16 protein-coding genes are annotated in these 13,323 nt (G+C 68.2%); 5 read left to right on the forward strand and 11 right to left on the reverse strand.

What is annotated here, in order from left to right; genetic code table 11:
* Positions 1-11 precede the first annotated feature (11 nt).
* The 5 genes from AWQ71_RS01000 to AWQ71_RS01020 all read left to right on the forward strand — a co-directional run bounded on the left by AWQ71_RS01000 (position 12) and on the right by AWQ71_RS01020 (position 4,827).
* Complete coding sequence (locus AWQ71_RS01000; protein ID WP_067125013.1) at positions 12-605, forward strand: cob(I)yrinic acid a,c-diamide adenosyltransferase; 594 nt, start codon at positions 12-14, stop codon at positions 603-605.
* Positions 606-804: 199 nt separating this feature from the next.
* Positions 805-1,956: a sensor histidine kinase gene (locus AWQ71_RS01005; RefSeq protein ID WP_067125016.1), complete on the forward strand. Its 1,152-nt coding sequence runs from the start codon at positions 805-807 to the stop codon at positions 1,954-1,956.
* A 12-nt stretch (positions 1,957-1,968) separates the two neighbouring features.
* The gene (locus AWQ71_RS01010; RefSeq protein WP_067125019.1) at positions 1,969-2,637 is read left to right on the forward strand and encodes a response regulator; all 669 of its coding nucleotides are present in this window, start codon (positions 1,969-1,971) and stop codon (positions 2,635-2,637) included.
* Positions 2,638-2,755: 118 nt separating this feature from the next.
* Entirely contained in the window at positions 2,756-4,009 is a 1,254-nt protein-coding gene (locus AWQ71_RS01015; RefSeq protein WP_067126040.1) for a cytochrome ubiquinol oxidase subunit I, read from the forward strand.
* Between the two features lie 32 nt (positions 4,010-4,041).
* Positions 4,042-4,827, forward strand: coding sequence for a cytochrome d ubiquinol oxidase subunit II (locus AWQ71_RS01020; protein WP_067125021.1), 786 nt, complete (start codon positions 4,042-4,044; stop codon positions 4,825-4,827).
* A 239-nt stretch (positions 4,828-5,066) separates the two neighbouring features.
* On the opposite strand, the gene AWQ71_RS01025 is transcribed toward AWQ71_RS01020, so the two are convergent.
* From AWQ71_RS01025 to AWQ71_RS01075, 11 genes are all read right to left on the reverse strand, one after another.
* Positions 5,067-5,465, reverse strand: coding sequence for a DUF2550 domain-containing protein (locus tag AWQ71_RS01025; protein ID WP_067125023.1), 399 nt, complete (start codon positions 5,463-5,465; stop codon positions 5,067-5,069).
* A gap of 23 nt (positions 5,466-5,488) precedes the next feature.
* The gene (locus AWQ71_RS01030; RefSeq protein WP_067125025.1) at positions 5,489-5,890 is read right to left on the reverse strand and encodes a F0F1 ATP synthase subunit epsilon; all 402 of its coding nucleotides are present in this window, start codon (positions 5,888-5,890) and stop codon (positions 5,489-5,491) included.
* Between the two features lie 66 nt (positions 5,891-5,956).
* Entirely contained in the window at positions 5,957-7,384 is a 1,428-nt protein-coding gene (atpD, locus tag AWQ71_RS01035; RefSeq protein ID WP_067125033.1) for a F0F1 ATP synthase subunit beta, read from the reverse strand.
* A 9-nt stretch (positions 7,385-7,393) separates the two neighbouring features.
* On the reverse strand, positions 7,394-8,296 hold the full coding sequence (locus AWQ71_RS01040) for a F0F1 ATP synthase subunit gamma (protein WP_067125036.1): 903 nt from the start codon (positions 8,294-8,296) through the stop codon (positions 7,394-7,396).
* A gap of 3 nt (positions 8,297-8,299) precedes the next feature.
* Positions 8,300-9,946 carry a F0F1 ATP synthase subunit alpha gene (gene atpA, locus AWQ71_RS01045; protein ID WP_067125039.1) on the reverse strand — a complete coding sequence of 549 codons (1,647 nt, stop codon included), beginning with the start codon at positions 9,944-9,946 and terminating at the stop codon, positions 8,300-8,302.
* Between the two features lie 23 nt (positions 9,947-9,969).
* The gene (locus tag AWQ71_RS01050; RefSeq protein ID WP_067125042.1) at positions 9,970-10,779 is read right to left on the reverse strand and encodes a F0F1 ATP synthase subunit delta; all 810 of its coding nucleotides are present in this window, start codon (positions 10,777-10,779) and stop codon (positions 9,970-9,972) included.
* 55 nt (positions 10,780-10,834) lie between these two features.
* A complete protein-coding gene (locus AWQ71_RS01055) occupies positions 10,835-11,377 on the reverse strand; it encodes a F0F1 ATP synthase subunit B (RefSeq protein WP_067125045.1) in 543 nt (180 codons plus the stop codon).
* Positions 11,378-11,406: 29 nt separating this feature from the next.
* A complete protein-coding gene (gene atpE, locus AWQ71_RS01060) occupies positions 11,407-11,634 on the reverse strand; it encodes an ATP synthase F0 subunit C (RefSeq protein WP_067125047.1) in 228 nt (75 codons plus the stop codon).
* A 64-nt stretch (positions 11,635-11,698) separates the two neighbouring features.
* The gene (atpB, locus tag AWQ71_RS01065) at positions 11,699-12,490 is read right to left on the reverse strand and encodes a F0F1 ATP synthase subunit A (protein WP_067125050.1); all 792 of its coding nucleotides are present in this window, start codon (positions 12,488-12,490) and stop codon (positions 11,699-11,701) included.
* 67 nt (positions 12,491-12,557) lie between these two features.
* Positions 12,558-12,773: a hypothetical protein gene (locus AWQ71_RS01070; protein WP_067126044.1), complete on the reverse strand. Its 216-nt coding sequence runs from the start codon at positions 12,771-12,773 to the stop codon at positions 12,558-12,560.
* Between the two features lie 63 nt (positions 12,774-12,836).
* A complete protein-coding gene (locus tag AWQ71_RS01075; RefSeq protein ID WP_067125053.1) occupies positions 12,837-13,259 on the reverse strand; it encodes a Cg1360 family ATP-synthase-associated protein in 423 nt (140 codons plus the stop codon).
* Positions 13,260-13,323 lie beyond the last annotated feature (64 nt).

Raw genomic sequence — 13,323 nt, forward strand, 5'->3', positions numbered from 1 at the left:
CGCTGGCCCGTATGACGCGTGCTGACAACGACAAGCCGGTCGTTCTTTCCAAGATCTACACAAAGACCGGCGACGACGGGACCACCACACTCGGGGACATGAGCCGCACGTCCAAGACCGATCCACGGCTCGCGGCGTACGCCGACGTGGAGGAGGCCAACGCCGCGATCGGCGTCGCGCTGGCGATCGGCGCGCTGCCCGGCGACATCCCGGCCGTCCTCCGGCGGGTGCAGAACGAGCTCTTCGACCTCGGCGCCGACCTGTGCGCCCCCGTCAAGGAGAACCCGGAGTACCCCCCGCTGCGGGTGGAGGAGTCCTACATCGCGTGGCTGGAGGAGCAGTGTGACCGGTTCAACGCGGATCTGAAGCCGCTGCGGAGCTTCATCCTGCCCGGGGGAACCCCCGGCGTCGCGCTCCTGCACGTCGCCCGTACGGTCGTCCGCCGGGCCGAGCGGACCGCCTGGGCCGCCCTGGAGGCCCACGACGACGTGAACCCGCTGACCGCGAAGTACCTCAACCGGCTGTCGGACCTGATGTTCATCCTGTGCCGGATCGCCGCCGACGGCGACGAGATCCTCTGGGTTCCCGGCGCCTCACGACGCTGAATTGCGCTCGCTCCGCTCACGCGGGTTCGGGGCGCCTCAAGTCGGCTCGTGCCCTCGTCACGTCCTCACTCCGGGCGTTTCTCTTTCCTGCACCCCCGAACGTGCCTTTCACGCGTCGGAGCAGGCGACCGGCAGACCCCTGGGCGCTCCATGAGCGATGCTCTAGGGTGCGTTCGTGGTGATTTCAGAGCTTCGGGGGATGACGGCGAGCACCATCGCCACCGTCCTGGTGAGCGCCAGCCTCCTCGCCGGGACAGCCGTCACCTGGATCGTCAATCGGGACGTGACACCGCGCCTCGCCGATGTGCTCCTTCCGCTCGTCGCCTGCGCCGCGCTGCTGTTCCGCCGCCGCCACCCGGTGCCGGTCCTTGTCGCGGTGACCGCGGCGTGCGGCCTGTACTACCCGTTCGCGGCGCTGGACGGCCCGCTCTTCCTGGCCGTCCTGGTCGCCCTGTACACGGCCGCCGACCTGGGACATCTCACCGCGGCGATCACCGTGGCCGCGGTCGGGCTGCTCATGATGGGCTACGGCGAGGTCCTCGGCCCGAGCCGCCACCTGGACGACAGCGAGTTCCTCCTGCTCGCCGGGTGGATGGTGGCGAGCGTGGCCATAGGCGGGGTGACGCGCAACCGCCACGCCTACCTGGAGGAAGCCCGCAGGCGTTTGGCCGAGGCCGAGCGGACCAAGGAGGAGGAGGCGCTGCGCCGGGCCGTCGAGGAGCGGCTGAGAATCGCCAGGGAACTGCACGACGTGATCGGCCACAACATCTCCCTGATCAACGTCCAGGCGGGCGCCGCCCTCCATCGGATCAAGGAGCGGCCCGAACAGGCCGAGCCCGCGCTGGCCGCCATCAAGGAGACCAGCAAGGAGGCACTCCGGGAACTGCGGGCGACACTCGGCGTGCTCCGCCAGGTCGACGAGGAGTCCCCGGTCGCTCCGGCGCCGAGCCTCGCCCGCGTGCACGAACTGATCGAGCGGACCGGCCTCACCGTGCGGACCGAACTGGCGGGCGAGACACGGGACCTGCCCGCCGAGGTCGACCTCGCGGCGGTCCGCATCGTGCAGGAAGCGCTCACCAACGTCTCCCGCCACTCCGGCGGGACCGCCGCCCTGGTCACCATCCACTACGGCGAGGAGGATGTGACCGTACAGATCGACAACGGCATGTCCGGCGACGCGACGGCACACGACGTGGAGGCATCCGCCGAGAAGGCGTCCGGCGGCGGCTTCGGCCTCAAGGGAATGCGGGAGCGCGCCACGGCCCTGGGCGGCTCGTTCGAAGCCGGACCTCGTCCCGGCGGCGGCTTCCACGTCTTGGCCCGCATCCCGACACGACCCGCGTCCCCCTGAAAGGACCTTCCCGTGATACGCGTGCTTCTCGCCGACGACCAGACCCTGGTGCGGGCCGGCTTCCGGTCCATCCTCGGCGGCGAGAACGACATCGAGGTCGTCGCCGAAGCCGCCGACGGCGCGCAGGCGGTGCGGCTCGCCCGCGAGACGAGCCCGCACGTCGTGCTGATGGACATCCGTATGCCCGAGCTCGACGGTCTGGAGGCCACCAGGCGGATCATCGCCGACCCGCGCCTGGCCGAGGTGAAGGTCATCATCCTGACCACCTTCGACCTCGACGACTACGTGTACGGCGCGCTCCGCGCGGGCGCGAGTGGCTTCCTGGTCAAGGACACCGAGCCGATCGAGCTCATCCACGCGGTACGGGTCGTGGCCAGGGGGGACGCCTTGATCGCCCCGTCGATCACCCGGCGCCTGATCTCCGAGTTCGCCGGCCGGGTGCGGCGCCCCGAACCCGGTCCCGAGCTCAACGGCCTGACCGAGCGTGAGCGCGAAGTGATGTCCCTGGTCGCCGCGGGCCTGTCCAACGACGAGATCGCCGCCGAGCTGGTACTGAGCCCGGCCACCGCCAAGACCCACGTGAGCCGCATCATGACCAAGCTGAACGTCCGCGACCGCGCCCAGCTCGTGGTGCTGGCCTACGAGGCGGGCATGGTCACCCCGAGGTGGCTCGCCGGCTGACCGGCGCCCGGCCGCAACCCGGGGAGTACGGCTCGCGGCGACATGCGACTTCCGGAGTACGGCCGTTGCCCACTCAGGCGGGACGCGCGGCGGCGAGCCGTCCCCGAAGCCTGTGTTCATGGACACGCTCGACCTCGCCCGCCTGCAGTTCGCCCTGACGGCGGGATCCCACTTCCTCTTCGTCTCGCTGACGATCGGCCTGGCCACGCTGGTGGCCGTCGTCCAGACCTGGGCCACCCTGACCCGCAGCCCCGTGCACGAGAGGATGACGCGGTTCTGGGGACAGCTGTACGTCATCAACTACGCGATGGGCATCGTCACCGGCCTGGTGATGGAGTTCCAGATCGGCCTGACCTGGAGCGGCCTCACCCACTTCGCGGGCAACGTGTTCGGCGGGGCCCTGGCGATGGAGACGCTCATGGCGTTCTTCGTCGAGTCCACGTTCCTCGCGATCTGGATCTTCGGCTGGAACCGGCTCAACCGGTGGGTCCACCTGGCGGCGCTCTGGGTGGTCACGATCACCGCCTACGCCTCGGCGTACTGGATCCTGGTGTCCAACGGGTTCCTGCAGAACCCCGTCGGCTACCGGGTCGTGGACGGCGTGCTGCGGCTCACCGACGCGGCCGCAGTGCTCACCAACCCCGCCGCCGTAAGGGCCTTCCTGCACATCCTCTGCGGTTCGCTGGTGGTGGCCGCGTGCTTCATGGCCGGGGTGAGCGCCTACCACCTGCGCAGGCGGACCGGTGAGCAGGAGTTCTTCCGCAAGTCGCTGCGGATCGGCGTGTCCGTGACACTGCCCGCGCTGGTGGCGACCGCCTCGTTCGGAGGCGTCCAGTTCGACCTCCTCCAGCCGACGAAGCTGGCCGCGTACCAGGGCGACACCGAGATGATGACGCGGCTGCAGGCCGAGATGACGGCGGCGCACGGCCCGGGTGACTACCTCCCGCCCACCGGGCTGGTCATGGGCGGCGCCATCGTCATGCTGCTGGTCTTCGCCGTGCTGCTGTTCATGTCGATGGCGAACTTCCTGCTCATGATGCTCCCCGCGGCGGTACGCCGGTTCCGGCTGTGGCACGTGCTGCTGACCGCCATGATTCCGCTGCCCTTCGTCTCCATGCTCGCCGGCTGGGTCTTCCGCGAGGTGGGCCGGCAGCCGTGGGTGGTGTACGGGCTGCTGACCACGGAGCAGGCGCTGTCGGACGTGTCCCCGGCGGCGGTGCGGTTGTCGCTGATCGCGTTCGGCGCGCTGTTCGGCGTGCTCATCGTGCTCAACACCTGGCTGCTCGCCCGCCACGCCCGCCGTGGGCCGGACGCCGTCGCGATCGGCCGTACCTCTCTGCCGGCGGAACCGGCGCCCGTCATCGCCTTCTGAGGCTCGTCCGGCCATCGATACGGAGCACAGACATGGAAATCCTTCTTCTCGCCTTCTACGCCGTCGGCTACTTCGTCCTCGGCGGCGCGGACATCGGCGTCGGAATGCTGCTTCCCTACCTTGGGCGCACCGCGGACGAGCGCCGCCGGGTTCTCTCCACGATCACGCCGCTCTTCCTCGGCAACGAGGTCTGGCTGGTGGCCGTGGCGGGCGTCCTCACAGGCGCCTTCCCCCTCCTCGAAGGGAGGCTGCTCAGCGGGCTGTACCCCGTCGTCGTCACGCTGCTCATCGGCTGGATCGTCCGGGACGTCGGGCTGTGGACACGCGGCCGGGTCGACTGGGCCGCCTGGCGCGCCATGTGCGACACCGCCGTGGTGGCCGGGAGCTGGACGGTGGTGCTGAGCTGGGGATGGATGTTTGCCGGTTTCCTCTCCGGGGTCGTCGACCGTCCCCTCACGGAGCCCGTCGCGCTGCTGGGGATCCCGGCCATCGCCGTGCTCTTCGCCACACACGGGCTGGCCTTCGCGGCTCTGCGGCTGCGCGGACGCCTGCGGACCCGCGCCCGGGGACTGTCCGGAACCTCGGGAGCGGGCGTGACCTTCGCCCTCACCTCAGGCGGAATGGCCCTGCTGTGCGTTTCCGCCGGGCTGCGGCTGCCGCTCGCTCAGACCACGGCGGACCCCGCGACGCTGGCCCTGCTCACCCCCGCGCTGCTGGTGCTCACGCCACTGCTGGTGGCCGCCCAGGTGTGCATGTGGTGGATGTTCACGCGTCCCGCCGATGCCCACACTCTCCGAAACATGGAGACGAGCAACTGATGCGGCACCCAACCATCACGCGATCATCACGGCGCCCAACCACCACGCGAGGGGCGCGGCGGTGTCTGGACTGAGGAGCGAGTGGGGAGCGAGGGACGAGCGACCCCGAGCGACGAGGGAAGACATCGACTCAAGGCGCACCGAGCCGCGCGAGCGAAGCGAGCGCAAATAGACACAGTGACGAGGGAAGACATCGACTCAAGGCGCACCGAGCCCGCCGCGCCGGAGGCGCGGCAATTCTAAGCAGCGTCCAGGTAGGCGCTGGGCGGGGCGGATTCGAGCCAGGCGAGGAAGCCGGTGAGGGCGTCCTCGCTCATGGCGAGGGCGAGCGGGCCGCGTTCGGCGGAGCATTCGACCGCCCAGTAGCCCTCAGGCCCCTCGCCGCTGCCGAGACGCCTGCGCCGGGAAACCGTAAGGCCGCGCCTCGCGATTGCGTGGCGCGGCCTCAGGCGGAGTCCGAAGAACGGGATCCAGTGCAGCTCTCCCCCGGTGTAGCGGGCTACCCCGGCTTTCCAGCCCTGGTTTCCCGTACGTACCCGACAGACGACGTTGCCCCGGCTCATGGCCAGGGCGAAACCGCGTACGACGAGGAGGGCAGCGACAAGGGAAACGCCGGCGAAAACGTCGAGCGCCACCATCGCCGCCCTCCTTCAGAAAAGAATCAGACCTCTTCCCCGGCTGCGCGCAGCCGGGCCCTGGCACGCTTGGCCGCCAGACGGATGTCCGCGTCCTCCTGGCCGGCCTCGATCGAGGACTGCGCCCGCTGGAGCGCGTCCCTCGCGGCGGCCACGTCGACCTCGGAGCCGAGCTCGGCCGCCTCGGCCAGGATCGACACATCGTTGTTCGCGACGGAGATGAACCCGCCGTGAACCGCGGCGACGAGGTCGCTCTCGCCACCGCGCTTGACGCGAAGAACACCGCCCTCGACGAGGACCCCGAGTACGGGAGCGTGTTCCGGCATAATACCGATCTCGCCGTCCACGGTCTTCGCAATCACCATGTCGGCCTCGCCCGACCAGATCTCACGTTCCGGCGACACGACGCCAACGCGAAGCTTTGCCACTTCAGGGCTCCCTTTCGATAGACGCCTGTACGGCTCACGCGGAGCCGTACAGGCGTCGGAGGCGTCTTAGCGCTCGAGTTCCTTCGCCTTGGCGATGGCCTGGTCGATGCCGCCGACCATGAAGAACGCCTGCTCGGGCAGGTGGTCGTACTCACCCGCGCAGAGGCCCTTGAAGGAGGCGATGGTCTCGTCCAGCGGAACGAACTCGCCCGGCTGGCCGGTGAACGCCTCGGCGGCGTACATCGGGTGCGAGAGGAACCGCTCGATGCGGCGGGCCCGGTTGACCGTGACCCGGTCTTCTTCGGAGAGCTCGTCGATGCCGAGGATGGCGATGATGTCCTGCAGCTCCTTGTACTTCTGCAGGATTCGCTTCGTCTCCTGGGCCACCGCGTAGTGCTCGTCGCCGACGACCTGCGGGTCGAGGATCCGCGAGGTGGAGTCGAGCGGGTCTACCGCGGGGTAGATGCCCTTCTCCGAGATCGGACGCGAGAGCACCGTCTGGGCGTCGAGGTGCGCGAACGCGTTGTGCGGCGCCGGGTCGGTGATGTCGTCCGCGGGCACGTAGATCGCCTGCATCGAGGTGATCGAGTGACCACGGGTCGAGGTGATGCGCTCCTGGAGAACGCCCATCTCGTCGGCCAGGGTCGGCTGGTAACCCACCGCGGACGGCATACGGCCGAGCAGGGTGGACACCTCGGAACCGGCCTGGGTGAACCGGAAGATGTTGTCGATGAACAGCAGCACGTCCTGCTTCTGCACGTCGCGGAAGTACTCCGCCATGGTCAGAGCGGACAGCGCGACCCGCAGACGGGTGCCCGGCGGCTCGTCCATCTGGCCGAAGACGAGGGCGGTGTCCTTGAGAACGCCGGCCTCGTCCATCTCCAGCCAGAGGTCGTTGCCCTCACGGGTGCGCTCGCCGACGCCCGCGAACACCGAGGTGCCCGAGAACTTCAGCGCGACGCGGCGGATCATCTCCTGGATCAGAACGGTCTTGCCGACGCCCGCGCCGCCGAACAGACCGATCTTGCCGCCCTTGACGTACGGCGTGAGCAGGTCGATGACCTTGATGCCGGTCGGCAGCATCTCGGTGCGCGACTCGAGCTGGTCGAACGCCGGGGACGGACGGTGGATGCCCCACTTCTCGGTCACCTGGAGCGACGCGGTCGGCACGTCGAGGGACTCGCCGAGGGCGTTCCACACGTGGCCCTTGACGACGTCGCCGACCGGCACCGAGATCGGCGCACCGGAGTCGGTCACCGCGGCGCCGCGAACGAGGCCGTCGGTGGGCTGCATCGAGATGGCTCGGACCAGGTTGTCACCCAGGTGCTGGGCGACCTCCATGGTGAGGGTCTTGGTTTCGCCGCCGATGGTCACGTCGACGTTCAGCGCGTTGTAGATGTCCGGCATCGCCTCGACGGAGAACTCCACGTCGACGACGGGACCCTTGACGCTCGCCACGCGACCAACGGTGGCCACGGCGGTCTCAACAGTCATTGTGGTTACTCACTCTTTCCCCGCTGCGGCGTCAGCGAGCGCGTTGGCGCCACCGACGATCTCGCTGATTTCCTGGGTGATCTCAGCCTGCCGAGCCTGGTTCATCTGCATGGTGAACACGCGGATGAGCTCGTTGGCGTTGTCGGTCGCCGACTTCATGGCCCGCCTGCGCGAGGCCTCCTCCGACGCCGCCGACTGGAGCAGCGCGTTGAAGATACGCGACTCCACGTACCGCGGGAGCAGCGAGTCGAGCACCTCCGCGGCGTTCGGCTCGAACTCGAAGTACGGCGGGATCGTGTCGTCGGACTCTGCCTCCGACTCCACGACCTCCAGCGGCAGGATCCGCCTGACCACGACGTTCTGCGTGAGCATCGAGACGAACTCGGTGGAGACGATGTGGATCTCGTCGATCCCGTTCTCCTCCTTGAACGACTCGATCAGCGTGTCGGCGATCATCTTGGCGTCCGCGTACGACGGCCGCCGCGAGAAGCCGTCCCAGTGGCCGCCCATCTCACGGTTCCGGAAGGTGTGCCAGGTGACACCCTTGCGGCCGACGACGAACGGCACGGCCTGGATGCCGCGCTCCTCCAGGAGCCCGCGCAGCGCCTCAGCCTCACGCAGGACGTTGGCGTTGAAACCGCCGCAGAACCCGCTGTCGCTGGTGACGATCAGCACGCCCGCGCTGTGCGGCTGCTCCTTCTCGACGGTCAGCGGGTGGTCGACGCTCGCCGTGTTGCTGACGACGCCGGACACCGCCCGCGTGATCTCCTGCTCGTACGGCACCGCCGCCTGCATGCGCTGCTGCGCCTTGACGATGCGCGACGAGGCGATGAGCTCCTGCGCACGGGTGATCTTCGCGGTGGACTTGACCGACGAGATCCGCCGCCGCAGCAATCTCAGCTGGGCACCCATGAGTTACTTCTTCTCGGACTTGCGGACGTGCTTGACGATCTTCTCCTGGCCGACCTCGCCGGCCTCGAGCGCCTCGACCGGCACGTCCCTGACCAGCAGCTCGCCGGACGAGGTCGTGAAGCCCTTCTTGAACTCGGTGATCGCGTCCTTGAGGGACGTGATCGTGTCGTCCGAGAGCTCCTTGGTCTCGCGGATGCTGTCGAACACACCCTTGTTGCCGGAGAGGTAGTCGAGGAACTCGCTCTCGAAGCGGCGGATGTCCTCGACCGGGACGTCGTCCAGCTCACCGGTGGTGCCGGCCCAGATGGAGACGACCTCCTTCTCGACCGGGAAGGGGCTGTACTGCGGCTGCTTGAGCAGCTCGACCAGGCGCTGACCGCGCTCGAGCTGCGCCAGGGACGCGGCGTCGAGGTCGGAGGCGAACGCGGCGAACGCCTCGAGGTCGCGGTACTGGGAGAGCGCCAGACGGAGCGTGCCGGCGACCTTCCGCATCGCCTTGGTCTGCGCCGAGCCACCGACTCGGGAGACCGACACACCGACGTTGATGGCGGGGCGGACACCGGCGTTGAACAGGTCGGTCTCGAGGAAGACCTGGCCGTCGGTGATGGAGATGACGTTGGTCGGGATGAACGCCGACACGTCGTTGCCCTTGGTCTCGATGATCGGCAGACCGGTCATCGAGCCGCCACCCATGTCGTTGGAGAGCTTGGCGCAGCGCTCCAGCAGACGCGAGTGCAGGTAGAAGACGTCACCCGGGTACGCCTCGCGGCCCGGCGGACGGCGCAGCAGCAGCGAGACGGCGCGGTAGGCGTCGGCCTGCTTGGTAAGGTCGTCGAAGATGATCAGGACGTGCTTGCCCTGGTACATCCAGTGCTGACCGATGGCCGAACCCGTGTAGGGCGCGATGTACTTGAAGCCCGCGGGGTCGGACGCCGGAGCGGCGACGATGGTGGTGTACTCCATCGCGCCCGCCTCCTCGAGGCGGCCCTTGACCTGGGCGATGGTGGAGCCCTTCTGGCCGACGGCGACGTAGACGCACCGGACCTGCCGGGACGGGTCGCCGGAGAGCCAGTTCTCCTTCTGGTTGATGATCGTGTCGACGGCGATCGCGGTCTTGCCGGTGCCACGGTCGCCGATGATCAGCTGGCGCTGGCCGCGGCCGATCGCGGTCATGGCGTCGATCGCCTTGATGCCGGTGGCAAGGGGCTCCTTGACCGGCTGCCGCTGCACGACCGAGGGGGCCTGCAGTTCCAGGGCGCGCAGGGCCTCGGACTCGATCGTGCCCTTGCCGTCCAGCGGGTTGCCCAGCGGGTCGACGACGCGGCCGAGGAAGTTGTCACCGACGGGAACGGAGAGGACCTCGCCGGTACGGCGAACCTGCTGCCCTTCCTCGATCTTGCTGAAGTCGCCCAGGATAACGACACCGATCTCCCGGACGTCCAGGTTCAGTGCCAGGCCACGCGTGCCGTCCTCGAACTCGAGCAGCTCGTTCGCCATCGTCGAGGGCAGGCCGGAGACATGGGCGATGCCGTCGCCACAGTCGACGACGGTCCCGATCTCCTCGCGCGCGGCGCCTTCCGGCTCGTACGCCTGGACGAAGCGCTCAAGCGCGTCCCGGATCTCGTCCGGCCGGATCGTAAGCTCCGCCATCTCTCTTCTGTCTCCCTATTCGCCTAGCCGGCCAACCGGCGGCGTACTTCTTCGATACGTCCTGCGATGGTGTTGTCGATCAGGTCGTCGCCGATCCGGATCGAGAAGCCACCGAGCACCTTGGGGTCCACCTCGACGTTCAGGTGGACATCACGTCCGTACGTGGTACGCAGCCAGGCGGCGAGGCGCTGCCTCTGGGTCGCGTCGAGCGGAACGGCGCTGCGCACCACTCCGACCAGACGTTCCCGCTGCTGGGCGACGATCCAGCCGTACTCGTCGAGCCCCGACTCCAGGCTACGTCCTCGCGGGTATGCCGCGAGCTGGGTGACCAGCCGGAGGCTCGTCGGCGCGACCTTGTCGGCCAGCAGCGAGCCGAGGAGCTCCCGCTTGCGGTCGCCCGGAACGGTGGCGTCGTTCACCGTGCGCCGCAGTTCCGGGTTGGCCGCGAGGATCCGTCCGAAGCGGAAGAGCTCGTCCTCGACGTCGTCGAGACGGCCCTGGCCCTCGGCCTCGGCGGAAGCGGCGATCACGGAGAGTCGCTCCAGCGCGTCGGCCAGGTCGCCCGGCCGAGACCACTTGGCCTCGGCGGCGGCGACCACGGCCTCCAGCGTGGCCATGCTCACCTTGCCCGACAGCAGAGACCGCACGACCTCGGCCTTCTGCGCGGCCGGGCGGGCCTGGTCGGAAAGGTTGCGGCGCAGGCCGTGCTCGCGATCGAGCAGGCCGGCGACCGCGATGAGCTCGTCCGCGAGCGTGCCGAGGTCGGCGGAGCCGGCAACAGTGTTGAACCGCTCCTCGACCTCGGCGAGCGAAGCCCTGCTCAGACCTCTCATCGGCCGATCACCGCCCCTCGTTCGCCGCGCTCAGCGCGTCGGGTTCGCCGCGACATCAGCGAACCGCCTGCGTTCCCTCGAGCTGCTCGAGGAACCGGTCGACGACACGGCGCTGCCGGGCCTCGTCCTCCAGGGACTCACCCACGATGCGGCCGGCGAGTTCGGTGGACAGGCGACCGATCTCACCGCGCAGCTGCGCCATGGCCTGCTGCCGGTCGGCCTCGATCTGCGCGTGAGCCGCCTGGATGAGGCGACGTGCCTCTTCCTGCGCCTCCTCGCGGAGCTCGGTCTTGATCCGGGCGCCCTGCTCGCGCGCCTCTTCCCGCAGGCGGGCCGCGTCCTGGCGAGCCTCGGCGAGCTGGGCGCGGTACTGCTCCAGCGTGCGCTGGGCCTCGGCCTGAGCGTCCTCGGCCTTCTTGATGCCGCCTTCGATCGCCTCGGTGCGCTCAGCCAGAGTCTTCTGGATGCGCGGCGTGAGGATCCTGCCGACGAAGACGAGCACGAAGAGGAACGCGAAGACGCCGACGACGAGCTCGTACATGTGCGGCATGATCGGGCTGTTGCCCTCAGCCGCGAGAAGCGTAGCTGCCGACTTCATGGATGCAGCCTTCCGTCAGGGGTCTTTCGTCAGGAGGGGTAGATGAACGGCGCAACGAGGCCGATCAGCGCGAGGGCCTCGACCAGAACGAAGCCGAGGAGCATGTTCTGCCGGATCAGGCCGTACGCCTCGGGCTGACGGGCGATGGCCTGGAGGCCGTTGCCGAAGATGAGGCCGACGCCGATGCCGGGGCCGAGGGTCGCCAGGCCGTAACCGATCGAACCGATGTTGCCAGTGACCTCAGCGAGAACGCTCATTGCATTTCCTTTACTGGACGGCCGGTGCAGGGTGTCACCGGTCTGGATTAGGCGGGAAGGGGTCTTAGTGCTCGGCGTGCAGGGAGCCGCCGATGTACATGGCGGCGAGCAGCGCGAACAGGAAGGCCTGCAGGAACTGGATGAACAACTCGAAGCCGGTCATGGCGATCGTGAAGACAACACCCAGTACTCCCACCGGCGCTCCGAGCGGGGTCAGCTTCTCGAAGAGGAACCAGAAGCCGACCATGCTGAAGAACGCGATGATGATGTGACCGGCGAACATGTTCGCGAACAGTCGGACCGCGTGTGTGAACGGGGCGACGATCATGTTCGAGAGGAACTCGATCGGAGCCAGCAGGAAGTAGATCGGCTTGGGCAGCCCGGGGGGGAACATCATGTTCTTGAAGTAACCGAGCGCACCCTGGTGCTTCATGCCCAGGAAGATCTTGAGCCCATAGACGGCCACGGCCAGCACGATGGGGAAGGCGATGTGCGAGGCGACCGGGAACTGGAGGACGGGGACGACGCCCATCAGGTTCCAGATCCAGACCAGGAAGAAGAGGCTGAGCAGCAGGCCCATGTAGCGGTCGGCGTCCTTGCCCAGGAACGGGCGGGCCACCTGGTCGCGCACGAACATGTAGCCCATCTCACCGATGTTCTGCACGCCCCGCGGCACCAGCTTGGGATTGGCGAAGGCCGACCAGCAGAAGCCCACGACCACCAGCGAGCTCAGAACCGCGAGCAGCACCGGCTTCGTCAGCCAGACGGGCGCCCCGTCCCAGAGCGGGGGGAATTCGAACAGTTCAAGCCCCGGGGCCTTGAACTCGTCGGCGGCGAGAACCGTCAGCGCGCTCACGCGGCGTTCCCTTCAACGTGGAGGTGGATCAGGATGGCTTGCCCAGAGGGATGACCGTCAGCTGAGTTCAGCGACCGTACTTCAAGTAGACGAGGTAGATCGCAAGCACTACCCCGATGATGATTCCGATCGGAAAGAAGGCGTGCACGCCCGACCATCGGCTCAGCAACCAGCCGGAGCCGCCCCAGATAATCATTCCCGAGATGAGGTAGCTGGGAATCGACCAGGCGGCGTTGGCGAAGTCGCGGCCGTCCTGTTCGGGGCTGCGCTCCTTTTCGCTCATCGCGGGCACGACGATAGCAGGCAGGGACCGGACTAGTCATATCGGACTGCGCCATGACGCCGGTCACGGGTTTCCCTGCCCGGGCACCCGGGCCTCGGGCTCGACGTAAAGCAGCCGCAATTTCATGAAGCCGCGCATCTCGCCCACCGTCCAGGCCACGGTACATGCGACGACGGTGAGTGCGAACGCACGGGGGCTGAACGCGGTCGCGCCCTCGAAGGCCTTGAGCAGAGCCATGATGACCAGCACCTTGACCGCGTAGCTCGCGATCGCGGCCAGCATCATCATCTGCGGCGAGATCCGGCCGGCCCATGAGACCGCGACCAGGCCGACGGTGAAGAAGACCGCGACCAGAGCGATGCCGATGAGCGCGCCGATCGCGCCCTGGACACCGGCGAGGATCACCGCGACGACCACGGCGACCAGGCCCACCGCGAGGGTGGGGAGGGCGGCGCCCTTGAGCACGCGCACGTCGTTGGCCTGCATCGGAACTCCATGAACCGGTTGTCAAGCGAGCGATTGCTTCCAGAGAGATTCCAGCATGTGGAAT

It is taken from the genome of Microtetraspora malaysiensis, assembly GCF_001528665.1.
Taxonomy (GTDB): domain Bacteria; phylum Actinomycetota; class Actinomycetes; order Streptosporangiales; family Streptosporangiaceae; genus Microtetraspora_A; species Microtetraspora_A malaysiensis.

Coding starts and splice junctions, on each gene's coding strand:
- atpE (WP_067125047.1), bottom strand. CDS start 11,634: ATGAGCGTTCTCGCTGAGGTCACTGGCAACATCGGTTCGATCGGTTAC.
- AWQ71_RS01040 (WP_067125036.1), bottom strand. CDS start 8,296: ATGGGTGCCCAGCTGAGATTGCTGCGGCGGCGGATCTCGTCGGTCAAG.
- AWQ71_RS01005 (WP_067125016.1), top strand. CDS start 805: ATGACGGCGAGCACCATCGCCACCGTCCTGGTGAGCGCCAGCCTCCTC.
- AWQ71_RS01000 (WP_067125013.1), top strand. CDS start 12: ATGACGCGTGCTGACAACGACAAGCCGGTCGTTCTTTCCAAGATCTAC.
- AWQ71_RS01055 (WP_067125045.1), bottom strand. CDS start 11,377: ATGAAGTCGGCAGCTACGCTTCTCGCGGCTGAGGGCAACAGCCCGATC.
- AWQ71_RS01075 (WP_067125053.1), bottom strand. CDS start 13,259: ATGCAGGCCAACGACGTGCGCGTGCTCAAGGGCGCCGCCCTCCCCACC.
- atpD (WP_067125033.1), bottom strand. CDS start 7,384: ATGACTGTTGAGACCGCCGTGGCCACCGTTGGTCGCGTGGCGAGCGTC.
- AWQ71_RS01020 (WP_067125021.1), top strand. CDS start 4,042: ATGGAAATCCTTCTTCTCGCCTTCTACGCCGTCGGCTACTTCGTCCTC.
- AWQ71_RS01025 (WP_067125023.1), bottom strand. CDS start 5,465: ATGGTGGCGCTCGACGTTTTCGCCGGCGTTTCCCTTGTCGCTGCCCTC.
- AWQ71_RS01015 (WP_067126040.1), top strand. CDS start 2,756: ATGGACACGCTCGACCTCGCCCGCCTGCAGTTCGCCCTGACGGCGGGA.
- atpA (WP_067125039.1), bottom strand. CDS start 9,946: ATGGCGGAGCTTACGATCCGGCCGGACGAGATCCGGGACGCGCTTGAG.
- AWQ71_RS01050 (WP_067125042.1), bottom strand. CDS start 10,779: ATGAGAGGTCTGAGCAGGGCTTCGCTCGCCGAGGTCGAGGAGCGGTTC.
- AWQ71_RS01070 (WP_067126044.1), bottom strand. CDS start 12,773: ATGAGCGAAAAGGAGCGCAGCCCCGAACAGGACGGCCGCGACTTCGCC.